The organism is Acinetobacter sp. SW-226, from assembly GCF_055632855.1.
The window spans coordinates 789,133-813,374 of sequence record NZ_CM145752.1; the positions used below are offsets into that span (position 1 = coordinate 789,133).

General features: G+C 41.7%; 19 protein-coding genes. 9 read left to right on the forward strand and 10 right to left on the reverse strand.

Going from position 1 to position 24,242, the window contains the following annotated elements; genetic code table 11:
* Positions 1-47: 47 nt before the first annotated feature.
* Entirely contained in the window at positions 48-1,658 is a 1,611-nt protein-coding gene (locus ACZ8ZH_RS03735) for an RNA-directed DNA polymerase (protein WP_470247856.1), read from the forward strand.
* Positions 1,659-1,715: 57 nt separating this feature from the next.
* Here ACZ8ZH_RS03735 and ACZ8ZH_RS03740 read toward each other — a convergent pair whose 3' ends face one another.
* The gene (locus ACZ8ZH_RS03740; RefSeq protein WP_119063177.1) at positions 1,716-4,610 is read right to left on the reverse strand and encodes a valine--tRNA ligase; all 2,895 of its coding nucleotides are present in this window, start codon (positions 4,608-4,610) and stop codon (positions 1,716-1,718) included.
* A 184-nt stretch (positions 4,611-4,794) separates the two neighbouring features.
* Here ACZ8ZH_RS03740 and ACZ8ZH_RS03745 point away from each other — a divergent pair, with 184 nt between their 5' ends.
* Both ACZ8ZH_RS03745 and ACZ8ZH_RS03750 read left to right on the forward strand, forming a co-directional pair.
* Positions 4,795-5,469, forward strand: a complete 675-nt coding sequence (locus tag ACZ8ZH_RS03745; protein WP_119063221.1) for a hypothetical protein — start codon at positions 4,795-4,797, stop codon at positions 5,467-5,469.
* Between the two features lie 12 nt (positions 5,470-5,481).
* Positions 5,482-6,288, forward strand: coding sequence for an SDR family NAD(P)-dependent oxidoreductase (locus ACZ8ZH_RS03750; protein ID WP_110974400.1), 807 nt, complete (start codon positions 5,482-5,484; stop codon positions 6,286-6,288).
* A 79-nt stretch (positions 6,289-6,367) separates the two neighbouring features.
* Here the strand turns inward: ACZ8ZH_RS03750 and ACZ8ZH_RS03755 are convergent, their stop codons facing one another.
* From ACZ8ZH_RS03755 to sdsA, 9 genes are all read right to left on the reverse strand, one after another.
* The gene (locus ACZ8ZH_RS03755; RefSeq protein ID WP_119063176.1) at positions 6,368-7,402 is read right to left on the reverse strand and encodes an agmatine deiminase family protein; all 1,035 of its coding nucleotides are present in this window, start codon (positions 7,400-7,402) and stop codon (positions 6,368-6,370) included.
* Positions 7,403-7,563: 161 nt separating this feature from the next.
* On the reverse strand, positions 7,564-8,001 hold the full coding sequence (locus ACZ8ZH_RS03760) for a YbjQ family protein (protein WP_086208132.1): 438 nt from the start codon (positions 7,999-8,001) through the stop codon (positions 7,564-7,566).
* Between the two features lie 3 nt (positions 8,002-8,004).
* Positions 8,005-8,361, reverse strand: a complete 357-nt coding sequence (locus ACZ8ZH_RS03765) for a YbjQ family protein (protein WP_119063175.1) — start codon at positions 8,359-8,361, stop codon at positions 8,005-8,007.
* 103 nt (positions 8,362-8,464) lie between these two features.
* Positions 8,465-9,922 (reverse strand): multidrug efflux RND transporter AdeIJK outer membrane channel subunit AdeK, encoded by a 1,458-nt coding sequence (gene adeK, locus ACZ8ZH_RS03770; protein ID WP_119063174.1) that lies wholly within the window; start codon positions 9,920-9,922, stop codon positions 8,465-8,467.
* Positions 9,922-13,101, reverse strand: coding sequence for a multidrug efflux RND transporter permease subunit AdeJ (gene adeJ, locus ACZ8ZH_RS03775; protein WP_119063173.1), 3,180 nt, complete (start codon positions 13,099-13,101; stop codon positions 9,922-9,924). Before adeJ ends, adeK begins: the two co-directional genes overlap by 1 nt.
* 12 nt (positions 13,102-13,113) lie before the next feature.
* Positions 13,114-14,358 (reverse strand): efflux RND transporter periplasmic adaptor subunit, encoded by a 1,245-nt coding sequence (locus ACZ8ZH_RS03780; protein WP_086208128.1) that lies wholly within the window; start codon positions 14,356-14,358, stop codon positions 13,114-13,116.
* 25 nt (positions 14,359-14,383) lie between these two features.
* On the reverse strand, positions 14,384-14,995 hold the full coding sequence (locus ACZ8ZH_RS03785; RefSeq protein WP_119063172.1) for a phosphatase PAP2 family protein: 612 nt from the start codon (positions 14,993-14,995) through the stop codon (positions 14,384-14,386).
* A gap of 146 nt (positions 14,996-15,141) precedes the next feature.
* A complete protein-coding gene (locus tag ACZ8ZH_RS03790; protein ID WP_086208126.1) occupies positions 15,142-17,196 on the reverse strand; it encodes a site-specific recombinase in 2,055 nt (684 codons plus the stop codon).
* Positions 17,197-17,229: 33 nt separating this feature from the next.
* Positions 17,230-18,207 (reverse strand): All-trans-nonaprenyl-diphosphate synthase, encoded by a 978-nt coding sequence (gene sdsA, locus ACZ8ZH_RS03795; protein ID WP_086208125.1) that lies wholly within the window; start codon positions 18,205-18,207, stop codon positions 17,230-17,232.
* A 465-nt stretch (positions 18,208-18,672) separates the two neighbouring features.
* On the opposite strand from sdsA, the gene rplU reads away from it, so the two are divergent.
* From rplU to serS, 6 genes are all read left to right on the forward strand, one after another.
* The gene (gene rplU, locus ACZ8ZH_RS03800; protein ID WP_004695441.1) at positions 18,673-18,984 is read left to right on the forward strand and encodes a 50S ribosomal protein L21; all 312 of its coding nucleotides are present in this window, start codon (positions 18,673-18,675) and stop codon (positions 18,982-18,984) included.
* Between the two features lie 19 nt (positions 18,985-19,003).
* Complete coding sequence (rpmA, locus tag ACZ8ZH_RS03805) at positions 19,004-19,258, forward strand: 50S ribosomal protein L27 (RefSeq protein ID WP_086208124.1); 255 nt, start codon at positions 19,004-19,006, stop codon at positions 19,256-19,258.
* A 182-nt stretch (positions 19,259-19,440) separates the two neighbouring features.
* Entirely contained in the window at positions 19,441-20,976 is a 1,536-nt protein-coding gene (locus ACZ8ZH_RS03810) for a YadA-like family protein (RefSeq protein WP_171405783.1), read from the forward strand.
* Between the two features lie 219 nt (positions 20,977-21,195).
* Positions 21,196-21,894, forward strand: a complete 699-nt coding sequence (lolA, locus tag ACZ8ZH_RS03815; RefSeq protein WP_119063171.1) for an outer membrane lipoprotein periplasmic chaperone LolA — start codon at positions 21,196-21,198, stop codon at positions 21,892-21,894.
* 133 nt (positions 21,895-22,027) lie between these two features.
* Positions 22,028-22,840 (forward strand): RsiV family protein, encoded by an 813-nt coding sequence (locus ACZ8ZH_RS03820; protein ID WP_119063170.1) that lies wholly within the window; start codon positions 22,028-22,030, stop codon positions 22,838-22,840.
* 100 nt (positions 22,841-22,940) lie between these two features.
* On the forward strand, positions 22,941-24,212 hold the full coding sequence (serS, locus tag ACZ8ZH_RS03825) for a serine--tRNA ligase (protein ID WP_110974391.1): 1,272 nt from the start codon (positions 22,941-22,943) through the stop codon (positions 24,210-24,212).
* Positions 24,213-24,242: the final 30 nt, after the last annotated feature.

Sequence of the window (24,242 nt, forward strand, 5' to 3'; positions counted from 1 at the left end):
AAAATCAGTATCTTGTAAAACGAATAAGCCTTATATGAAGCTATGGTATGAATCTTCTGAAGTCAATTGAACTTGCAATATCGAATATTAAAAAAGAATCATTAACTGATGTAGACATATTTCATAAACCATTTGAATTAACGTTGATAAAGGGAGAGTTTGAAAATGATTTAGTAAAAGATATTCAAGCTTACTTTAAAGACTATAATTTAAAAAGTTTAAAAATTTCTCCTATACCACATATTTTGTTCCCCAAAAAGGCTTTATTTGATTTTAGAAAGTGTGCATTTATACAAATTGTAGACGAAATTAAATATCTAGCACTAGTTTTACAGGTTGCAGAAATAATCGAACGTAATCGAATTAAGAAAAATAAAAATATCATTTTTTCCTACAGATTTTTACCAAATGAAAAAGGTGATTTATTTGACTCAAATTATAATTACACAGCTTTTAAGACTTATGTAAAACAACAGGCGAAAAAAGAAAATGTAAAAGTTGTTGTTACTACTGATATTGCAAACTTCTATGATCGAATTAATTTACACAGAGTTGAAAGTGTACTTTTATCCTTACGGAATATTGAGAAAAAACAAGTAAATTTAATTAATGAATTATTACTTTTTTGGGCGAATAGAGATTCTTATGGATTACCAGTTGGCTCAAATGCAAGTAGAATTTTGGCAGAAGCTTCTTTAATTGAAGTTGATAATTACTTAATTTCAAAAAGAATAAACTTTTGCAGATTTGTAGATGATTATCGAATTTTTGCACCTGATGCAGCAACTGCACATCATTGGTTAGCTATTCTCGTGGAGAGATTAAACAAAGAGGGGTTATTTCTAAATAGCAATAAAACAAATCTGTTTGATGTTTCTGCTGAAACTGCTGAAACTGCTGAAACTGCTGAAACTGCTGAAACTGCTGAAACTGCTGAAACTGCTGAAACTGCTGAAACTGCTGAAACTGCTGAAAAAAACAATCATCTTTCAAAGATTATTAGAGGATATTCAGGGTTAATACCAACTAAGTTCAGAGCGCTGTCAGAATCTGAAAGATTATCATTAAAATTGAATAAAATAGAAATTTTGAGGCAGGACGTCCTTGAAAGTGTTTTGATAGAACCTGTAGATTTTGTCAAATATGTAAAGACCATTATTGCTCAAGAATCATTTAATGATCTTGTGTTACTTACAAATAACTTAAATAAGTTTCCGCAATTTTTTCCATATACATTAGATATTATTTCTAAGTTCCATTTGTCCTTTTCACAAGAGCAAATTATAGAAATAAAAAATAATCTAAAAGTTTGGCTTGATAAAAAAGAAACATCAGAATTTATCTTGGTTTACTTAGTACGTTTTTTTGGCAACGTAAATTTTAGAGATAAAGAAGTTCTTATGAGTTTCTTCAGAAATTTGAGAAGAAATGAAGGTCATTATATTGGTCGAGTTGTGCTTGAAGAGCTTGAGGATATAGTAACACGTGGTGAGGTCTTAGAAATAAGGGATTATTATGTTAGGGCAGACCAATGGGAAAAAAGACAAATTGCTAAATTAGTATCTAAACATTTTAGTGAAGGTGAGCAGAGACCATTTTTTAAAAATATTCTATCTACTGATAATGATATATTTTTAAGAAAAATTTGCGGAAAATAAATAAAGGGCTGAATAATCAGCCCTTTATACAATATATTAGATTAAATCGACAACACCTTACAGCGCTGCAATTTGCTCCATATTTGCTTTAATCTTCGCTAACTGGTCAGCAAACTCAGCTAATTTCACTTTCTCACCTTCAACCACAGCTACAGGTGCTTTTGCTACAAAACCTTCATTCGAAAGTTTGCCTGCAATGACGTCATGCTGCTTTTGCACTTTGTCTAAGTCTTTCTGTAAACGACCCAATTCCGCTTTCGGGTCAATTAAACCTTTCATCGGAACGAATACAGACGCATGTCCAACCACAGAAGAAGAAGACAATGGCGGTTGTTCGCCATCTGCCAAGAATGTGATGCTTTCTACTTTCGCCAAGGCTTTAAATAACGCTTCAATACGCGTGATTTGAGCTTTCTCAGCTTCCGTTGTGTTTTGTAGAAGCACGGGTAATAAACGGGCATTACCTAAGCCCATCTCACCACGAATGTTACGTACCGCACCAATCAAACCTTGAAGCCATTGCATATCCGCTTCAGCCTGTTCGTTTACACGCTCAGGGTTAGCAACAGGGTACTGCGCCAGCATAATGGTTTCGCCAGAAATACCAAGTTTCGGTGCAAGCGTTTGCCAAATTTCTTCGGTCAAATACGGCATGATTGGGTGTGCAAGACGTAAAGACGCTTCCATCACTGCAAGGAGTACACGACGAACTTCAGCTTTACGCTCAACCGATACGTTTTCATCGTTCAGAACAGGTTTAGTCAGTTCGACATACCAGTCACAGTATTCATTCCAAATGAACTCGTAAATTGCTTGTGCAGCCAAGTCTAAACGGTAAGTCGCAAAAGCTTGTTGTACCGCAGCTTCGGCTTTTTGCAGACGGCTCACGATCCACTGTTCAGGCAATTCCCAAAGGTCTTGACGAACTTCAGTGCCAATCACTTGCTCTTCACAGTTCATCATCACGAAACGGGTTGCGTTCCAGATTTTGTTGGCAAAGTTACGGTAGCCTTCAACACGTTTCATGTCGAACTTAATGTCACGACCCGTGTTCGCAAGCGCACAGAACGTGAAACGAACTGCGTCAGTACCGTAAGCTTGAATACCTTCTGGGAACTCTTTACGGGTTGATTTTTCAATCTTCGCCGCTTGTTTTGGATTCATTAGACCTGTAGTACGTTTTTGTACCAAAGTCTCAAGATCAACACCGTCAATCAAGTCAAGAGGGTCAAGTACGTTGCCTTTCGACTTTGACATTTTTTGACCTTCGCCATCACGAACTAGACCGTGTACATAAACCGTTTTAAACGGTACTTGTGGCGTACCATCTTCATTTTTCATGAAGTGCATCGTAAACATGATCATACGAGCAACCCAGAAGAAGATGATGTCAAAACCAGTCACCAATACATCCGTTGGGTGGAAGGTATTGAGGAAATAGTTTTCCGCATCTTTCTTGGCATCGCCAGTCCAACCTAAAGTTGAGAACGTCCATAGCGCAGAAGAGAACCATGTGTCGAGTACGTCTTCGTCTTGGCTAAGCGCAACATCAGCAGGGATGTTGTTTTTGGCACGGACTTCAGCTTCATCACGACCGACATAGATATTGCCTTCAGCATCGTACCAAGCGGGAATACGGTGACCCCACCAAAGCTGACGCGAGATACACCAGTCTTGGATGTTGTTCATCCACGCCATGTACATGTTGCTGTACTGTTCAGGCACAAACTTGATACGACCGTCTTGAACCGCTTCAATGGCAGGTTGTGCCAATGGTGCAATTTTTACATACCATTGGTCTGTCAATAATGGCTCAACGATTACACCTGAACGATCACCGCGTGGTGGTTTCAATGTGTACGGTTGGATTTGATCTAACCAGCCTTCAGCTTCGGCTTGTTCAACCAATTTCTTACGTGCTGCAAAACGCTCTAAACCAATATAGTCCCCAGGGGCAGGGATGGTTTTAGAAATTTGCTCACCCGCTTTGGCGATGTATTCAAACTCAGCCAATATTTCTGCATTTTTGTTGAAGATATTGATGATCGGCAATTCACAACGCTTACCGACTTCATAGTCGTTAAAGTCATGAGCAGGCGTGATTTTCACACAGCCTGTACCGAATTCTTTATCGACATATTCATCTTTCACGATTGGAACAGCACGTCCTGTAATCGGTAGAATGATGTTCTGACCCACAAGGTGCGTATAGCGTTCATCATCCAGTGCCACAGCAACCGCAGTATCACCGAGCAATGTTTCAGGGCGTGTGGTCGCTACAACGATGTGGTCTTTACCATCATGGGTACGTAGGTTTTTATCTTCAAAGAAATATTTGAAGTGCCACAATGAACCTGCTTCTTCTTTATCTGACTCAACTTCGAGGTCAGAAAGCGCCGTTTGTAATTTTGGATCCCAGTTCACCAAACGTTTGCCACGGTAAATCAAACCGTCTTCGTGCAGTTTAACGAACACTTCTTTGACCGCATTCGATAGACCTTCATCCATGGTAAAGCGTTCACGCGACCAGTCCACTGAAGAACCTAAACGACGGATTTGACGAGTAATCGTGCCGCCTGATTGTTCTTTCCATTCCCAAACTTTTTCAATGAATTTTTCACGACCGAGGTCATGACGGCTGACACCCTGAGCGCCCAATTGACGCTCAACCACCATTTGCGTTGCAATACCCGCATGGTCTGTACCTGGCTGCCATAAGGTATTTTTACCTGACATGCGGTTGTAGCGAGTTAACGCATCCATAATGGCATTGTTAAAACCATGACCCATGTGCAAGCTACCGGTGACGTTTGGTGGCGGAATCATGATACAAAATGACTCACCTTTTTCAGAGGGCTTAAAATAGCCACGCTCTTCCCAAGTTTGGTACCATTTTTTCTCGATCTCGGTCGGATCGTAAGTTGTAGCGATATTTTGCGCTGAATCAGTCATAGTTCAAACAGTTCAAAAGTAGATAAAAAATTGCATCTATTGTAGCAAAGAAATCGTAAATGGGGGCATGTAAAGCAAATGCGTTGATCTAGCAATTGCGACATGAAGCAGAGCGCTTTATGATGTGCTTACACCTAGAGTGCGCATTGTTCGCAGTAAAAATCAAAAAAAAGGGGGGATCACGATGACTTATCAAATATCATTAAAATTAAAACCTGAAACTCACCAACGCTTTGCCCATATTCATCAACAGCTCAATGCAGGCGAAAGCCAAAATTTAGCAAAACCACTCGGTGAAGTTCTAGCAGATATTTCGTGTGAAGTAATTGATCAGGTCTTTGGGGATTTAGCCCGACTCTCAACTTCGGGCGATGGAGAGTCGGAAAAAGTCATCAAGCAGATTGTGGATACGATGCGTAAGTACATGCCGTGGTCGGTCTCCTTTTTTTCTAATGATCGCCTAACGCCTATGGTGAATTATTTAGATCGTATGATGTACGATGCTGAAGGAACCCATTTTCTAAGTTATCCTGTCGAAAAGACTTTAGTGAATGAGCTTTTGGGTTGTGCGGAGCAGATGGATAAAGGCAATAATCAATATGTATCACCTGCTTTAAAAGCATTTACTCAAATTGTGGATCAGGGGGTGACCAGTTTGATCCGTGAACCGAAGAAAATGTTGAAATTTAATGTAGTGGTGGATAAAACACTCAATGGGGTGATTAGCTTTACCACTCAATTGGGTTATAAACGCTTTGACAAATTAGGTCGTATTTATGATGCGCAGATGATGAGTCAATATTTTGATCATTTTCTAACTTTTTTAAATGATCAACCTACAAATAAAACTTCGGTATGAGGCAATAAGGACATGGCACAGTTAAACAGTTTAGATGCGAAAGTGGTGTGGATTACAGGAGCATCTTCAGGGTTAGGAGAAGCACTGGCTAAAGAATGTGCCTTACAGGGGGCTGAGGTCGTACTCACGGCACGACGTTTGGATGAACTCGAAAAAGTCCGCGTAGGGCTGCTTAATCCAGATCAACACATTTCTATTTGTGCGGATATTACCGATGAGACGCAGGTCCGTCACGCCTATGAGCAAGTGCTCCAGAAAAAAGGTCGGATTGATTGGCTGATTAATAATGCCGGTTTAAGCCAACGTGCCTTGATTGCCGACACGACCATGCAAACTGAACGCGCGATTATGGAAGTCGATTATTTCTCGCAAGTGTTTTTAACCAAAACAGTTCTGCCGACATTCTTAGCACAAAAATCAGGTCGTATTGCCTTTGTGTCAAGTGTGGCGGGTTTATTGGGGACGCAGTATCGTGCCAGTTATTCAGCGGCCAAGGCTGCTATTCACATGTGGGCAAATAGCCTACGTGCCGAAGTGGCCAATGAAGGTGTAGATGTTTCGGTGATTTTCCCAGGTTTTGTTAAAACCAATGTCTCGTTTAATGCTTTAAATGGCGCAGGTAAACCGCAAGGTCATCAAGATGAAGCGATTGAAAATGGTTTAGAACCGGATATTTTTGCGCAAACCGTAGTAAGTGCTTTGCTCAAAGGTGAAGAATACATCGTAGTCGGTGGACGTAAGGAGAAAATGGGTGTTCTGGTGTCTCGTTTATCACCTAAAACATTGTATAAAATGATTCGTAAGATGAAAGTGAAGTAAAGTGAAACGGGCAGGGAGAAATATGTTCCCTGCCCATTGAATTGATGTTTTCTTATAGATATAGTTTGGGATCGGACTTTTACTTACTGATTTTATTTAAATAATTTAAAAATAATTCCGCATTTTTCCCACGCACTTGCCAAGACATACAACGCACGCCACCGCCCATATGACAGACATTCGCAGACTGTACAGGAATCACGGTACGTTTGGTTACGCTACGAATTTGCTTTAAAGCGATAGCATCCTCTTTAATACCAAATTGCGGGAAGTAAATCCGCTCAGGTGTGACCAGCATGTTGGTGTATAAGCCACATGCAGAACCAAACTTTTCATCATAAATCTCACTGCCATCATAAGGGGTGATGATTTCACGAATTTTTACATTGGGAATGCCACGTTTTAGGTCTGCTTTAAGCTGCTTGGCATAGTCGGGATCTTCAGGGTAGGAGTTAATTACCAGTGTATTTTGGTCCACAAAACTGACCACACCGTCCGCATGTTCCAAGCCACCTTGTTCGTCGGCTTCAATGAATGCAATTTGTTTGGCTCCTGTCAGTGCCATGAGTTTCTTACGCGCTTCGTTTTCGGTTAGCTTGTTATCTGCTAGAAACTTGGTGCTGAGGACGACATTGCCATACCCATCTTCCACCCAATTACCACCATCATTCAACAGTTTGGTCTGAGTAAACTGTAAGCCTGCTTTTTGACTGTAGTATTTAAATTCATCCTGCACTTCATCTGAAATAGCCTGACCTTTTTTAGCCCCACCTTGTCCTGCGGCCGTGTAGCGGAACATGACGGGTTGAGCTGGATTGGCGCTGGTGAAGTCACGCATCCAAATGTCATGCATCGGTGCGATTGCTACATGCTTTTTTCCCAAAGCTTTGACATAGTCGGGGTAGAGCTGTTTGTCTGTCAGAACAACGACATTGTCTCCATTTTTAATAATTTTTTTTGCATAATCGACGTGAAAATCGAAAATATCATCAATCATTTTTGCATAGTAAGCATCATTACTTTGAGGGGATGCCAGTACAATTAATTCAGCTTTGGCTACAAGTGGGATCATGCTGAGTACAGCCATACTTATTCTTAGTGCTAAAGATTTCATTATTTGTGACCTATTTACAGTGTAGGTGAAGTCCATTTTTATTTTGTTCAGTGTAGAGAATTATGCTCTAGCTGTACGATAGAAGGTGACCGAGCATGAGCGATTTTGCGCACTCATGCTGTTTGAGTTTAGTGAATGGAGGATTGGTTCATAGTCGCTGTTTAAGGAATTTGAATGGCGGTCCCATAAGCAAAGACTTCGACCATACCGCCTTGCATCCCCATTTCTGTAGTCGCCAGTCGAATACAAGCGATGTGTGTTGCGCCGTGTTTTTCTGCTTCAAGCTTAAGTCGGACAATAGCTTCACGACGGGCACGATCTACCACACTTTCATAACTGGTCAGCCGACCGCCCAAAAAGTTTTGCACAGTGGCCAGTACGTATTTGAAGTAATCATGTGAAATCACCACATTGCTACTGATCATGTGTCCAGACTGTGCAAAATTCACTTTGCGCAGATTACCCACAGTGATGTAGGCAAGTCGCTTTTCATTCTGTTCAAGTTCCGCCAAATGTTTGCGTTCGTTATAACGACCAAAACCAAAACCGACGCTAAACAGCACCGCAAAAATCAGCAGTTGGAAAATTAAACTTTCCATCGTTTAGGCCTGTGTTGGAAAAGGGTCAGGGAGATGGTTGTTTAACGGTGTGACACGGACGGCAGTGCCATACACAAATAATTCTGATGCACCTTGGGCAATATTTGAAGTTGAAAAACGAATTCCTACGATGGCATTTGCACCTAGGCCTTGTGCTTTTGCAATCATACGATTCATGGCTTCTTGGCGTGATTCTTCTAAAAGTTCAGTATAGGCCGTGAGTTCACCCCCGACGATATTTTTCAGGCCTGCCAGAAAATCGCGTCCGACATGTTTACTCCGAACTGTACTCCCATAAACCACGTCCAGTTGCTGAGAAATCGTATGTCCAGGTACAGACTCAAGGTTACTTAAAAGCATAATGTCCATTATTTAAAAGTGAGTATTGTCTTTGAAGATAGGAAAAAGCCGATGAAAAAGCAATAAAAAAGCCCACCGAAGTGAGCTTTTCATACCGCAAGCGTTAGTTTGCAGTTTTGTTATATTTTACATCTGAAGAAGAGGGCTGTTTCGCCACTTGATCAACTGTATTGGCTTTCACACCACCACCAAGAGTTTTATACACTTCAACTTGGTTATTTAAGTTTGCTTGTTCAAGCAATAACAGACCTTGTTCCGCCGAGTACGAAGTACGCTGAGCATCGAGTACTGTTAAGTAGTTGTCGATCCCTGCACGGAAGCGTGCTGTTGACAGCTTATAGGTGGTATTGGTGGCATCCACAAGACGACGCTGTGCAGATAGACGATCACCAATATTTTCACGTACAGCTAATGCATCATTCACTTCACGGAAAGCTGTTTGAATGGTTTTTTCATAATCTGACAACGCAATTTTTTGGTCAGTTTCTGAAATCTTCACATTGGCACGACGTGTACCCCAGTCAAAGATAGGAATATCTAAGCTTGGGCCAAGTGACCAAACGAAGGCACCTGATTTAAACAAGTCGCTTAAATCTGTCGATGCATAACCTGCTGTACCTGTTAAGCTAATTGTTGGGAATAATTGTGCTTTTGCCGCACCAATATTGGCACCTGCAGCAGACAATTGATACTCAGCAGAGCGAACATCAGGACGGTTATTCAACAAGTCACTTGGTAATCCAGCAGTTAAAGCTGTACTTTGAGTAATGCGTTTAACTGGTTGTGGTGCCAATAAGTTAGCTGGTACAGCCTGACCCACCAACAAGTTCAATAAATTCTGCGCTTGGGCCACTTGAGTCTTGTAGTTGGCAACATCATTACGTGCAGTTTCAACTGAAATTTGCGCTTGACGAACGGGAACTTCACTGTCGATACCAACATCAAAACGTTTTTTGTTCAGATTGTATGACTCAAGCTGTGCTTTAAGCGTTTGATCTGCCAGTTTTAAGTTAGCATTGGCAAATGAATAGCTGAGCCATGCTTGCGCAACTTGACCAATCAACGAAATTTGTGTTGCATCACGCGCACTTTGGGTCGCTAAATAGCTGTCCAAAGCATTGTCTTTTAAGCTACGTACACGCCCCCAAAAGTCTAACTCATAAGCGGTGACACCAAGGCCAACATTATAGGTTGTGACTGGCTTAGTCGTACTTAACGTATCTTGACGAAGCACACTACCACTTGCCCCAATAGTGGGTAGTTGGTTGTTTTCAGTAATTTGATACGCTTGTTGTGCACGTTGAATATTTAAAGTTGCAGTGCGTAGGTCACGGTTATTGGCCAAAGCCATTTCAATGACTTGTACCAATCGTGCATCAGCAAAAAAATCTTTATAACCTTGCTCAGCAATAGACGGTCCTGTAGCTGAACCAATATATCCTGTTGGGATATCCGCTTGAACGACGGGTTCTGGACCACGCATGCTTTGACATGCAGTCAAAGCAAGCGCAAGTGCAGATACCGCAATGCTACGACCTGAAATAGACCATACTTTTTGCATCACGATGTTTGCTCCTGATTATTTTGTTTCTTAGGTTTGTATTTGAAAATGCTGCGAATCCAAACAAAGAATACTGGAATGAAGAAAATACCCAAAAGTGTAGAACTAATTACACCACCAAGTACACCATAACCGACAGAGTGTTGACTACCTGCACCTGCACCTGCTGAAAGGGCAAGAGGGAGTACACCAAAACCGAAGGCAAGGGTGGTCATAATGATTGGGCGTAAACGCATTTTTGCAGCATGAAGGGTTGCATCAAATAAGTCTTCACCTTTTTCTTGCAACTCTTTTGCAAACTCTACAATCAAGATTGCATTTTTCGCAGAAAGACCAATTACGGCAACAATTGCGACTTGGAAGTAGATGTTAAATGACAGGTTTGGATCGCCTTTGATGATCATACCTAACCACGTTAAAGTAAATGCACCAATAATACCAAGTGGTACAACCAGCAATACTGAAACAGGGATAGACCAACTTTCATATAAAGCTGAAAGACAAAGGAATACGATCAACATTGAAAGAATGAGTAATGGTCCTGTTTGACTACCAGAATCACGCTCTTCTAAAGATAAACCAGTCCATTCATAGTCGAAACCATCTAAGCCCATTGACGGTAATTTGCCAATGATTTCTTCCATTGCGATCATGGCATCACCCGAACTAACGCCTGGTGCAGGAGTACCTTGGATGTTGACTGATGATACGCCGTTATAACGCTCTAGACGTGGGGAACCATAAGTCCATTCGCCTGTTGCAAATGCTGAGAATGGAACCATTGTGCCGCTACTATTACGTACGTACCACTTGTTCAAGTCTTCAGGCATCATACGTGCATTTGCTTCGCCTTGCACATAGACTTTTTTCACACGACCACGGTCTACGAAGTCATTAATATACGCCCCCCCCCAAGCGATACTCATGGTTGTATTGATATCAGCAATACTTACACCCATTGCGCCTGCTTGTGCTTGGTCAATACTAATTTGATACTGAGGCGTATCTTCTTGACCATTTGGACGCACACCTGCAAGGCGTTTATCCTGTGCTGCCATACCTAAAATCGCATTACGTGCAGCAATCAGTTTTTCGTGACCTTGACCACTCGCATCTTTTAATTGGATGTCAAAACCAGCAGATACACCTAATTCAGGCATTGCAGGTAACTGTAATGGCATGATGTAAGAGGCATCTTTCACGATCATATTCAATGCCATACCACGTTGGATGATGGCACCAATTTGTGATTCAGGTGAAGTACGCTCACTCCAGTCCTTCAGCTTGATAAACGCAAGACCTGCGTTTTGACCAACACCTGTGAATGAGAAACCAGAAACAGTAAAGATGGACTCTACATGTTCTTTTTCTTTATTCATGAAATAGTCTGTCATTGTGGTGATGACTTTATCGGTACGTTCAAGGCTTGCACTTGGTGGAAGCTGTACGAGTGTCATTACCACACCTTGGTCTTCGTCAGGCAAGAATGATGATGGTAAAGCTTTATATAGGCCAACTAAGCCTGCAATCACCAGTAAATAAACCACACCAGAAAATACTTTATGATGGGTCATACGGTTGACACCACCTTGGTATTTTACGGATAGCTTTTCAAAGCTGTTGTTAAACCAACGGAAGAAACGCGCAAAAATATTATTACTTTCGGGTTTGTTTGCATCATGTTGTTTTAACAAGGTTGCACATAGGGCAGGGGTGAATGTTAATGCGACGATCAATGACAGAATCATTGCTGTCACAAGTGTAATCGAGAACTGACGGTAAATAACACCTGTAGTACCACCGAAGAAAGCCATTGGTACGAATACAGCTGTTAACACACTGGTAATACCGACTAAGGCACCAGAAATCTGTTGCATTGACTTTTCAGTGGCAACAACAGGGTCGAGATGTTCTTCTTGCATGACACGTTCGACGTTTTCCACCACAACAATCGCATCATCGACTAGAAGACCAATCGCTAAGACCATTGCAAACATGGTGAGTGTGTTGATGGAGAAACCGAAAATGTTAATGACAGCAAAGGTACCCAATACAACCACAGGAACAGCAAGTGTTGGGATAATCGTTGCACGCCAGTTCTGTAGGAACAAGAACATGACAATGAACACCAAAATTATGGCTTCAATTAAAGTGTGAACCACACTTTCAATCGAAAGTTTAATAAATGGAGTTGTGTCATAAGCCAGTTTATCTTTTAAACCATCTGGATAGTTCTTACGAAGTTCACTGAGGCGCTTTTCTACAGCTGCTGCTGTATCTAGTGCATTTGCACCAGTTGCCAGTTTAATCGCTACACCACCAGCAGGTTTGCCGTTGAATTTAGAGTCAAATTGATAGTTATCTGAACCAAGTTCAACACGTGCAACATCAGATAAGCGCACTTGAGCGCCAGATGCTGTATTTTTGAGGAAAATATTTCTAAATTGCTCAGGGGTCTGCAACATACTTTGCGCATTGACCGTAGCATTCAGAACTTGTCCCTGAATTGATGGAGCACCACCGAGTTGACCCACAGCAACTTGTGAGTTCTGCGCATTAATGGCAGTTGCAATATCACTTGGTGTAACTTGCAGACTGGTCATTTTCGCTGGATCAAGCCAAATACGCATCGCGTATGAACCACCAAAAACTTGTACTTCACCCACCCCAGCAACACGACTGAGCGGTTCAGAAATGTTGGAGTTTACATAGTCTTTAATGTCAGATGCAGAAAGGCTTTCATCTGGAGAATAGAATGCCACAACTTGCATAAAGCTTGCGCCAGATTTGGTGACTTTGACACCTTGGCGTTGCACATCTTCAGGTAAGAGTGCAGTTGCAGATTGTAGCTTGTTCTGTACTTGAACTTGTGCAATGTCTGGATCAATCCCTTGCTCGAAGTTCAAGTTAATAGATGCCTGACCATTACCAGCACTGTTAGAAGAGATATAACGTAAGCCATCTAGACCATTCATTTGTTGTTCAATGATCTGAGTCACGGTATTTTCAACCGTTTGTGCAGAGGCACCTGGGTACGTTGCAGAAATTGTCACCGTGGGCGGTGCAATCGTCGGATACTGGGCAACTGGCATATTGGTTAGCGTAATAACACCCGCCAACATAATCACCAGTGCAATCACCCACGCAAAAATGGGGCGATGAATAAAAAATTGAGCCATTCAGTCTACCCCTTATGTGTTTGAAGTAGCTTTTTGTTCTGTTTTCGCACCAGCTTCTGTCTTTTTAGCCTCAGTTGTTGGAGCTTGAGGCGCTGCTGCTTGAGGTTGATACGGTTTCGTAACAACTTTTTGTTCAGCTTTAACTTTCGCTATACCGTCAACAATAACTTTTTCACCTGTTTTAAGACCTTGAGTCACAATCCAGTTTTGGCCTTGAATGCCAGATGTGGTGATTGGGCGAGACTCAACAACACCTTTGTCATTCACAATCATCGCGATGGCTTGACCAGTAGGTGTACGTGTCACAGCAATTTGCGGCACTAAAATCGCATTTGGGATCACCCCTTGCACGATTTGAGCGTTGGCAAACATACCAGGAAGTAATAAGTGATTTGGGTTCGGGAACACTGCACGGATGGTCACAGTCCCTGTATCAGGATTGACACTTGCATCAGAGAACGCTAAACGTCCTTCGACTGGGTACTCACTTCCATCTTCTAGTTTAAGTTTTACGCGAGTGTTATTACTGCTGTCTAAACTACCTTTGCTTAGTTGTTGGCGTAAGCGTAGAAGTTCAGAACTTGACTGATTGATATCAACATAGATTGGGTCTAAACGCTGAATTGTCACCAAAGGGTCGGTTTGATTTGCTGTAACCAATGCGCCTGCTGTAACTGTTGAACGGTTCGTTTGACCTGAAATAGGTGAACGAATGGTTGAGTAGCCTAAATCTACTTCAGCATTTTTAACTTGTGCACGTGCAGCAGCGACTTGTGCCTCTGCAACATTCACTTGACCGACTAAGTCATCATAATCTTGTTTCGCAACAGCATTGCTTGAAACTAGTTGTTGATAACGATTGAGTTTGGTTTTAAGTGAGCTTAGATTTGCTTCTTGTTGTAATAATGCTGCTTTGGCATTATCAAATGTTGCGCGATTAGTACGAGAATCAAGTTCATAAAGTGCCTGTCCTTCACGTACATAGCTGCCTTCCGCAAACAAACGTTTTAGAATAATTCCACTCGTTTGTGGGCGAACTTCAGAGACTTCAAATGCCGTGGTTCTGCCAGATAACTCTACAGATTGTTCTACATTTTGCGGTTGTGCAACAATGACACCGACTTCAGTAGGTGGCATTTGTTGAGAAGCGCCTGCTTGCTGCGCATCCTTTGGGTCTTTGCTACAACCAACAAGTGCAATACTCGTTGCTAATGCGCAAGCGGTAAGGGCTGGGGCCCAAAGCTTTGCCGACATCATTGTTCCACCTCGATTAGATTTTTATCTAAAAATAATTTGTATTTGATTGGTTGTATCTGCCATACATAATGTAGAGCAGTGAAATCCATATAATACTGATACTCCATCCCGCAAGGACATCGGACGGGAAATGTACTCCAAGATAGACTCTTGAAATTCCCATCATCAGCATCCATAAAAGAGCAATGCAGACAATAAAACGATGTGCAGGAAATGGGCGACTTAAGAAAATGGCAAGACACGCCAAAGTGGCAGCATACATACTGTGCGCACTTGGAAAGGAAGCACCATAGCTCGTCACTAGGTGAAACATTTCTGGTGGGCGTGGTCTTGAAATTAAAAATTTAAGTAGCCAAACAGAAGCAATGCTTCCAACTACGCCTAAACCTATAAAAATGACATCTTTATACTTTTTATACCATGCACGATGGAAACACCATAGACAGGTTAAAAATAATACAAATGGCATGCCGCCGAGTGCAGATAAAAGTATTGTAAACTTATTTATAGGCTCAGTTCTCAACGTACTGAAATTTTCAACTATTGTTAAATCTAGCGATGTTAATGGTTGAAAAAATAATACTAATATGCTGATTATAAATAGAATAATACCGATAAAAAGCAACAAATAAGGCATGCTAAAACTCGTGTCATTTGAACCGATTTGAGCGCGGTTATTTACTGGGTTAAAGTGTACTCATCAGTACACTTTAATTCAAGTGTTGATTAATAATGCATAAAATTTTGTTCATAGTCTAACAAGTGCTCAAAATGGGTACAAAATCATTTTGTATGGTGTTTTGTACTGTTTGAACTTTCTTCAACTTCAAGTGGTACTTTTGGGGGCCAAAAGAAATCACTTGGGCGAGTCAGAAAATGGGTGAGTACCAATTTTGCTAAAGGTTTCCATTGTTCAAAACGAACTCGACGTGCACGTAAAGCCACAATAATAGTCAAGGTAAAACTGACAAATAAGTTTGTTAGACCAATGCACAACACCCCAAGGAAAGATACAATAATCAAGCCAATTTCAGGACTGCCATTAATATTCATCAGGCCTTGAATAAAGTTTGCTGAAGCAAAGGCAATGTGTCGAATATCTAAAGGTAACCCCAAAATGTAGCCAATGGTTCCCATACTTCCTAGCATAATCCCGAATAAGAAATTACCTGCCAACGCACCTAAGTTACGTTCTATATAACCTGCAAATTTATCGAGCCGTTCTTGTCGCATGATGGTTTTGAGACGGGGGTGTGCTTTTAAGCGAGGACCAACTTTGCGGTAGACGGCCATATTATCGAAATAGCCCGCCAGCAGACCTGACAAAAATAAACACACGCCAGCAATAGCAGCATGGGGAATGGCTAAAGAGGTAAATGGATTCAGGTCGTGTAGTGCTTTGCTGGCTTTTGCATGTGTCATCAGCGGTTCGTGTAGCCCCGTTGCCCAAGCCCATGCAATAAAGGCTGCAACGGGTATGGCAATCGAGATATTACCCAAAATAGCAATGAACTGGGTACGGATAATATTGATAATCAATGCTGCTAATTCAGCAATTTGGGCGGTTTTAGAACCTTTGCGGTGTTGTACTGTTGCTGCAAGGGCTGCAGCAGTCATCGCGGGTTGTTTAGTCGCTACAGTAAAGTGCAAGACATGAATCAGCATAAAACCTAGTGAGTAATTCATACTGTAAATAAAGGCTTGCATGAGTGGTGCCATGACCATACGTGCCGACAAGGTTTTGAGCGTTGCCATAATGGCAATAATAACCCCTGCACCTGCTGCCGATTTGTACATGGCCAAAAAGCCTTGTTTGTCTGTACTTACATAGTGTTCACCTGTTTTACTGGCATTTTCAGTTACCTGTAACGCAATGAGTTCACTATTGGTAGTGAGTAGAGAACGAACACTGCGTTCGCTATAAATTGCAGCGGTAATATCGACCAGAAGGTTGCTAATGGCTTTATAGTGCGCTTCACCTTCTTCTACAATCAAATTGAGCAACAGTTCAACGCGGTCTAAGCACTGTTCTAATAAGGATATGAGATAAGTTAGGCTCACACTTACCCCAATGCGTTTGGTCGAGCGACGGATTTTTAGAACTACATCTCGACACTGCTCAATCATAACCAATGCCTGAGATGCATCGGGTGGTGCAACCACACTGGAAACATCGGCGTCGTGATGAGCTTTTTTATACTGTTGAATGAATTCGATCATTTCGCGATTCTGAACTAAGAAAGGCGATTCATATTCAGTCAGTTCAGGATGTGCATTAATAAATTCAGGATATAAACCAATACCACTAATCCGATAAGACAGCACCGTGATGGCTTTAATCACTTCACTGCGAATTTTGACTTTTTCTTTTTGATTGGCATGGCCATGATTGAGCAGGTTCAGCAGTTGTAGCCAGTCACTGTCTTTGATGTTATCAAGCCAATATTTATCACTTCGGTTGGGGAAAACACGACGGACTAAATCTTGCAACTGCGTCTCGTCGTTAATCAGCGGTAAAAAATGTGCGCCTAAACGCTGCGACAATTGATTCCAAAAACCATCTAAAGACAAAATGCCAGTATCGGCATACAGACTGGTTTGTTTGTATTGGGAAATCAGGCCTAAGATGAAGCTTTGCAATGTTGAGCCTGCATCAGGCGTAATCAACAAAGCATGAATTAATGCTTGTATTTTTTGATGAATTTCATCAGTTTGATATGAGTCAGTAGGGCGAATACGTTCAACCAACTCAATTAAAAGTTGGTCATTTAAAGCAACTTGAGGATGCTCAAGTTGCTGCTGCATTTGAGAGAAAAGATCATTAAATTGTATATGCATAAGCAAGTTAAAAACGTTCTAAGGCATGATTTGTTATTGAATTCGATGCAAAGCCAGTTGGGTTAGATTAACCAAAGCTTGACGATATTGGCTTTCAGGTAAAGCCTGTAAAGCGTCTAAAGCAGCTTCGGTTTCTTCGTGCGCACGCTGACGACAATAGTCCAGTGCACCAGAGTTGTTCACAATTGCAATGACTTGTTCAAGATCTGCCGTTCCACCTGTGGCAATACTTCTACGAACGACATCATGCTCTGCGCCCGTTGTGTTTTTCAATGCTGAGATTAAAGGTAAAGTTGGTTTACCTTCCATCAAATCATCACCAATATTTTTACCTAATGTTTCAGCATCTGAGGTGTAATCTAAAATATCATCAATAATTTGGAAGGCATTGCCGAAGTGACCTGCGAATAAACGCAGTGCTTCTCGATACTGTGGCGTACCTGAAAGAATAGCAGCACCTTCAGTTGCCAGTTCAAATAAACGTGACGTTTTACCGTGAATAATATCTAAATAAGTTTGTTCTGTGGTTTCAGGCTGATGTTGGGCTTGAAGCTGTAGTACTTCACCTTCCGCAATTTCACAGGTTCCTGTAGAAAAATCTTTGAGTAAAGTCATGTCGCCCAAATCGACCAACAGATCAAAGGCACGTGAAATGAGGAAGTCACCGACCAGGACTGCAGTCTGATTGTTCCAAGTCGCGTTCGCTGTTGGTCGACCACGACGTAAACCAGATTCGTCCACTACATCGTCATGAACTAGAGTTGCGGTATGAAGCATTTCAATGATTGCAGCAAGTTTACGTTGGCGTTCTAAATCTTCTGCACCACAGGCTTTTGCTGCCAATAAACACATAATTGGGCGCATGCGTTTACCACCTGCTTCAACCACATGTTTACTCACTGCCATGACTAGAGCCACTTTAGAGGTAATTCCTTCATTAATAAATGTGTCCATCATGGCAAAGTCTTGAGCTACTGGGGCGAGAATATCTTGCTTAAAATCGACGGTCATTTGAAGAGAAGCCTCATCTATATAAAGTGATAAAAATCAGCAATACAATTATGGTTTAAAATAAGGGCACATGTCTAAATCATTCATTTCAATCATAAATAAGGCTAGCATTGTGCGAGGCTATATTTTAGAAAGACAGTTCCTTATTTCCCCGATGTATAAGCGTACCGTATTTGTACGTCTATTTATACCTTCGAATCAATTCCTTCATACTATAGCGAATTGATTTTAAAAATCTATTTCATTGTAAGCAAACTCTAGCCAGAGTTGAACTGTAATTTGTTGATTGAGTTTTTCCCGATTATTAAATAATCGTTAATTTAGTCGAATAAGTTTGGCAAATCTCTTGTTGTTTGATCAAATATCACTTAAAATCCTTGCCCTTGATTAACCCCAGTGGCGTTCGTATTAAGATCGGTATATTCCTTTATCGGCACGACGACACGGGCATGTTTGGAGTACATTATGTACGCAGTAATCCAAAGCGGTGGTAAACAGCACCGTGTTGTAGAGGGTGAAACCCTTAAAGTTGAATTGTTGAAAGCTGAAACTGGCGCAACTATTACGTTTGATGACGTACTAATGCTAGTAAATGGCGACAGCATTCAAATCGGTGCTCCAGTTGTTGCTGGTGCGACTGTAACTGCTGAAGTAGTTAGCCATGGTCGTCACGACAAAATCCGTATTGTAAAAATGCGTCGTCGTAAACACTACCGTAAACAACAAGGTCACCGTCAATGGTTCACTGAGTTGAAAATTACAGCTATTTCAGGCTAATCACGAGGAGTAATGAGACATGGCAACTAAAAAAGCCGGTGGTTCGACTAAGAACGGTCGTGATTCGAACCCTAAAATGCTTGGTGTTAAAGTTTACGGTGGTCAAACTGTAACTGCTGGTAACATCATCGTTCGTCAACGTGGTACAGAATTCCACGCTGGTACAAACGTAGGTATGGGCCGTGACCATACTTTGTTTGCTACTGCTGATGGCGTAGTTAAATTCGAAGTGAAAGGTCAATTTGGCCGTCGCTACGTAACTGTTGAAGCGTAAGTTTTAATAGTAAAAAAGCCCACAATTTAGTGGGCTTTTTTTTGTCTTTTAATAACAAGGATCTGTTTTTTTACTTCTGTTTATTTATAATTTAAGTCTCAAAATCACAATAAATAGTGATGTATATCACATAAAATAAGCGTGTAATAGAACTGTAAAACTAGAAGAAAAGGCAGATAGATATGGACAGAATAGATAAAAATGTCTGGCCTGATTCAGGCAGCCATATGGCAGAAACCCTTGGGCATAAGTTCAAACAAGAGCAAAGCCATATCAGTGCCGCAGTGAAAGACATTATTCAGCGACGTTGTTTTTTATTTCATCATGATTTTCATCGAGAAAAATTCACTTTAAAAGCAGTTTTGTTGGGTGCGATGCTCATTACAGCACATGGTGTGTGGGCTGGTGGGAGTGAAAATAATTGCTATTTTAAGAATGACTATTGTGGTGGTCAGGTTGGACCTGCTGGGCCTGCGGGTGCAGATGGTCAAGATGGAGATAGTGCCTATCAAATTGCTTTAAATAATGGATTTGTAGGAACTGAGCAAGAATGGTTATTAAGCTTGCAAGGAGCGGATGGTATAGATGGTCTTAATGGTAAAGATGGTATCAATGGGGCTGACGGTCTAGATGGACAAAATGGTGCAAGCGCTTATCAAGTTGCAGTCAATAATGGATTTGAAGGTAGTGAAACACAATGGCTTGAAAGTCTACAGGGTGATACAGGAGCTACAGGCGCACAAGGTATCCAAGGTGTGAAAGGTGATACTGGGGCAACAGGCGCAACTGGAGCGCAAGGTGAACAGGGTCTCCAAGGCTTACAGGGCGAACAAGGCCTCCAAGGCTTACAGGGTGAACAAGGCATCCAAGGTGTGAAAGGAGATACTGGGGCAACAGGCGCGACTGGGATGCAAGGTGAACAGGGTCTTCAGGGCTTACAGGGCGAACAAGGTATCCAAGGTGTGAAAGGTGACACTGGTGCAACTGGGATGCAAGGTGAACAGGGTCTCCAAGGCTTACAGGGTGAACAAGGCATCCAAGGTGTGAAAGGTGACACTGGTGCAACAGGTGCGACTGGGATGCAAGGTGTGAAAGGAGATACTGGTACAACAGGCGCAATGGGTTACAGTGCTTACCAAGTTGCGCAAGTAAATGGTTTTGATGGCACAATTACCGAGTGGCTTGCCAGCTTAAAAGGTGATACAGGTAACACGGGTATGACTGGTGCTTCGGGGTTTAGTGCCTATCAAGTTGCTGTTGGGGATGGTTTTGATGGAACTGTAACCCAATGGTTGGCTAGCCTTAAAGGTGCAGATGGCACAAATGGCATAACAAAAGAGGTGATGGATGCAGCGGATACCTACATCCTTAATGAAGCAAAAACCTATGTGAACCAAGTCGGGGAGCAAACTCTCAATCAAGCGAATGCATATACTGATAGTCGTGTAAATGCTTTGAATCGAGACATGCGAAAACTTGAGGACCGAACCTATGCAGCAGTTGCATCAAGTATTGCGATAGCATCTTTACCGCAACCGACAGATGCAGGTTACAATATGTTGAGTGCTGGTGTGGGGACTTGGGAAGGTGAACAAGGCTATGCTTTCGGTCTTAGCGGTGTGACCGAAAACAATAAATATGTGTATAAAGTCGCAGTGACAACCAATAGTGAAGGTGACTTCGGCGCAGGTGCTGCAATTGGTTGGCAATGGAAATAACAATGATTGATCTTGATTTAAGCTAAAAAGCCTCTGCTTATTCAGAGGCTTTTTAATGTCTAAAATACAACTAAGTTCTCCATCATGATGGATATTTCACAACACTAAGCACCAATAAATATACAAATCTTCTTATATTCTCAATTATTAGCCATAAAATTTGATTTAAGATAGCTCATCTAACAAATTGCGACTGCGCAAATTATAAAAGGTGAAATTATGAAAATGCTTCGTAAGACTTTATGTGCGATGACAGTAGGCGTGGTAGCGCTGGGCCCTGTTATGAGCAGTACAGTATTTGCAGCTTCGGTTGCAGCATCGGAGCAACAAGCGACGACGAGTTTAGTCAAGCAGTTGAGTGGTATTCAAAGTATCAGCTCTAATTTTGAGCAAACCACTAAAGTGACGAATGCATCTAAGGCGCCGAAGAAACAAGGTTTATCTGCTCAGCACATGAATCAGACCTTTAAAGGGGTGATGAAAGTTGAGCGTCCTGGGAAATTCTATTGGGAAACCACCAGTCCTGCGAAACAAACGATTGTAACCTCGGGTAAAACGGTTTGGATTTATGATCCAGATTTACAGCAAGCAGTTCGTCAGACTTTAGATGAACAGGTGGCGAATACACCTGCACTATTATTGTCAGGGAATACCGAGCAAATCCGTAAGTCGTATCGTATTACTCAACCAAATAAGAGCAAAACCTACTATACCTTATATCCAAAGAGTGATGATGGTGCATTTCAAAGCTTGATGATCAGTTTTGGTGCGAAAAGCGCACCAACGCTAATGATCTTAGAAGACTCTTTGGGGCAAACGACTTATGTGCGGTTTAATAACACCAAAGTCAATGCCAGCATTCCAGCTTCAACCTTTAATTTTACACCGCCTAAAGGCACCGACATTATTGATCAATAATGTTGAACAGTCCGTGAAAACCACCTTTGGGTGGTTTTTTTATGGGATGCAGTCCAGTTACATAACGTGGTGGGAAGTTTTTCCTGTGCTTTGTATAGTCTTTGATAAATGAATATATGACTGAGGAAAAGTAATGACATCACTTCATAACAATAAAATGCGATCAGTCTTTGCTGTGGTGCTATGCGTGGGTTTACTCAGTGCTTGTCAGCCACAAAATGACAGTGCTGCGGCAAAAAGTGAAGAGACCGCTAAGCCAGCTAAAGTTGCACAGAGCTTACCACTGATTGAGGCAAAAGTTAGACCATTACCATTGGCGCATTCTGTTGCTTGTGATGAAGAAGGTTGTACCCAATACCAGTTGTACAGTTTGGAAACCAATGTTCCGTGGATCAATGAGTATTTTGATGAACGGATGAAAAAAGCCAATCCTGTGGCATTTGAAAAAACCAAGCAGTCAGCAAAGCAGCCAGACGTAAGTATGCTTAGTGAAACTTTGTCGGATGTACGTTATGTGGCACAGCGTGGCAAATATGCAGATTTTGTTTTGATGGATTATTACTATCCAGCACGTGCGGCGCACGGTATGTATCATAACGAATACATTACTTTAGATTTAGCAACCCGAAAACGGGTTGCATTGAGTGATATTGTGGTGGAGAAGACCGAGTCTAAACTATTAGATGCATTGTATAGTGCCAACAGCATGTGGTTGTCCGAGCATAATATTTCACGCGAGCAATTGAAGCTAACGGACAATTATTATATGAGTGCTAAGGGTATTGTCTTTGTTTATCCCTTATATGAATTAGCCTCTTATGCAGAAGGGATGTCTGAATTGGTTTTACCGTATCCACAAGCCAGTGGCTTAATTAAGTCGGAATATTTACCAAGTTTTGTCGATTATGCTGCTGAGCGAGAAAAAGCGGGTAAAGAAAAGCCATGAAAATTGCTGTAATAAGCCACAGCTAGTGATCGCGTGACTGTATTTTTTGGCTTGAAGCGCTTACACTATAGCCAGTTTTTTTCTTTGCAAAAGATTGGCTATGATCGACCCGAAATTACTCAGAAATAATATTGAGGCTGTAAATTTAGCCTTAGCAAAACGTGGTGTACAACTGAATGTTGAAGAATGGGCATCACTAGAAGCTCGCCGTAAAGAGATTCAATCCAAAACTGAATCTCTTCAGGCAGAACGTAATTCGGGTGCAAAACAAGTTGGCCAAATTAAGAAAGCTGGTGGCGATGCATCTGAAATTATGGCGCGCATGTCAGCAATTGGTGATGAAATCAAAGCGGCAGAAGTGGCTTTGTCTGAATTACAAGCTGAACTTGAAGCGAAATCACTCAGCATTCCAAACTTGCCAGATGAGTCTGTTCCAGAAGGAAAAGACGAAAGTGATAACGTGGAAATCCTCACATGGGGTACGCCACGTACGTTTGACTTCGAAATTAAAGATCACACTGACTTAGGTGAGTGGATGGGCGGTCTTGAGTTTGAAACAGCGACCAAATTGACAGGTTCTCGTTTCAGTGTGCTTAAAGGGCCACTTGCGCGTCTACAACGTGCGATTACCCAGTTTATGTTGAATACGCATACCTTAGAAAATGGTTATACCGAAGCGTATGTGCCGTATTTAGTCAATGCTGACTCACTCCGTGGTACAGGCCAATTGCCTAAATTTGAAGAAGATTTGTTCAAATTACAAGGTGAAAAAGAGTATTACCTCATTCCAACTGCGGAAGTGCCTGTAACTAACTTCGTGCGTGATGAAATCATTGATGCAGACCGTTTACCACTGAAATATGCAGCACATACGCCATGTTTCCGTAGTGAAGCGGGTTCGTATGGGCGTGATACACGTGGTTTGATTCGTCAGCATCAATTCGACAAAGTAGAAATGGTGCAAATTGTTAAACCTGAAGACTCAATGCAAGCGCTTGAAGAGCTTACAGGTCATGCTGAAGGGATCTTGAAAGCACTAGGTTTGCCGTACCGTAAGATCATTCTTTGTGGTGGTGATATGGGCTTTGGTGCAACTAAAACTTACGATCTTGAAGTTTGGGTGCCAAGCCAAAATACGTATCGCGAAATTTCTTCATGTTCAAACATGGGTGACTTCCAAGCGCGTCGTATGAAAGCACGCTATCGTGCAGACCAAAAGAAAACTGAGTTTGTCCATACGCTGAATGGTTCAGGTTTGGCTGTGGGTCGTACTTTACTTGCGGTCATGGAAAATTACCAACGTGCTGATGGTTCGATTGAAATTCCGACCGTGCTTCGTCCATATATGGGCGGTGCTGAGTACATTGACTAATAAAGTCGATGTACTGCACCATTTTGTGCA

Bases quoted from the DNA above. Each gene is read 5' to 3' on its own strand.
- ACZ8ZH_RS03735 (WP_470247856.1), top strand. From the start codon at position 48: ATGAATCTTCTGAAGTCAATTGAACTTGCAATATCGAATATTAAAAAA.
- ACZ8ZH_RS03740 (WP_119063177.1), bottom strand. From the start codon at position 4,610: ATGACTGATTCAGCGCAAAATATCGCTACAACTTACGATCCGACCGAG.
- ACZ8ZH_RS03745 (WP_119063221.1), top strand. From the start codon at position 4,795: ATGACTTATCAAATATCATTAAAATTAAAACCTGAAACTCACCAACGC.
- ACZ8ZH_RS03750 (WP_110974400.1), top strand. From the start codon at position 5,482: ATGGCACAGTTAAACAGTTTAGATGCGAAAGTGGTGTGGATTACAGGA.
- ACZ8ZH_RS03755 (WP_119063176.1), bottom strand. From the start codon at position 7,402: ATGAAATCTTTAGCACTAAGAATAAGTATGGCTGTACTCAGCATGATC.
- ACZ8ZH_RS03760 (WP_086208132.1), bottom strand. From the start codon at position 8,001: ATGGAAAGTTTAATTTTCCAACTGCTGATTTTTGCGGTGCTGTTTAGC.
- ACZ8ZH_RS03765 (WP_119063175.1), bottom strand. From the start codon at position 8,361: ATGCTTTTAAGTAACCTTGAGTCTGTACCTGGACATACGATTTCTCAG.
- adeK (WP_119063174.1), bottom strand. From the start codon at position 9,922: ATGCAAAAAGTATGGTCTATTTCAGGTCGTAGCATTGCGGTATCTGCA.
- adeJ (WP_119063173.1), bottom strand. From the start codon at position 13,101: ATGGCTCAATTTTTTATTCATCGCCCCATTTTTGCGTGGGTGATTGCA.
- ACZ8ZH_RS03780 (WP_086208128.1), bottom strand. From the start codon at position 14,358: ATGATGTCGGCAAAGCTTTGGGCCCCAGCCCTTACCGCTTGCGCATTA.
- ACZ8ZH_RS03785 (WP_119063172.1), bottom strand. From the start codon at position 14,995: ATGCCTTATTTGTTGCTTTTTATCGGTATTATTCTATTTATAATCAGC.
- ACZ8ZH_RS03790 (WP_086208126.1), bottom strand. From the start codon at position 17,196: ATGCATATACAATTTAATGATCTTTTCTCTCAAATGCAGCAGCAACTT.
- sdsA (WP_086208125.1), bottom strand. From the start codon at position 18,207: ATGACCGTCGATTTTAAGCAAGATATTCTCGCCCCAGTAGCTCAAGAC.
- rplU (WP_004695441.1), top strand. From the start codon at position 18,673: ATGTACGCAGTAATCCAAAGCGGTGGTAAACAGCACCGTGTTGTAGAG.
- rpmA (WP_086208124.1), top strand. From the start codon at position 19,004: ATGGCAACTAAAAAAGCCGGTGGTTCGACTAAGAACGGTCGTGATTCG.
- ACZ8ZH_RS03810 (WP_171405783.1), top strand. From the start codon at position 19,441: ATGGACAGAATAGATAAAAATGTCTGGCCTGATTCAGGCAGCCATATG.
- lolA (WP_119063171.1), top strand. From the start codon at position 21,196: ATGAAAATGCTTCGTAAGACTTTATGTGCGATGACAGTAGGCGTGGTA.
- ACZ8ZH_RS03820 (WP_119063170.1), top strand. From the start codon at position 22,028: ATGACATCACTTCATAACAATAAAATGCGATCAGTCTTTGCTGTGGTG.
- serS (WP_110974391.1), top strand. From the start codon at position 22,941: ATGATCGACCCGAAATTACTCAGAAATAATATTGAGGCTGTAAATTTA.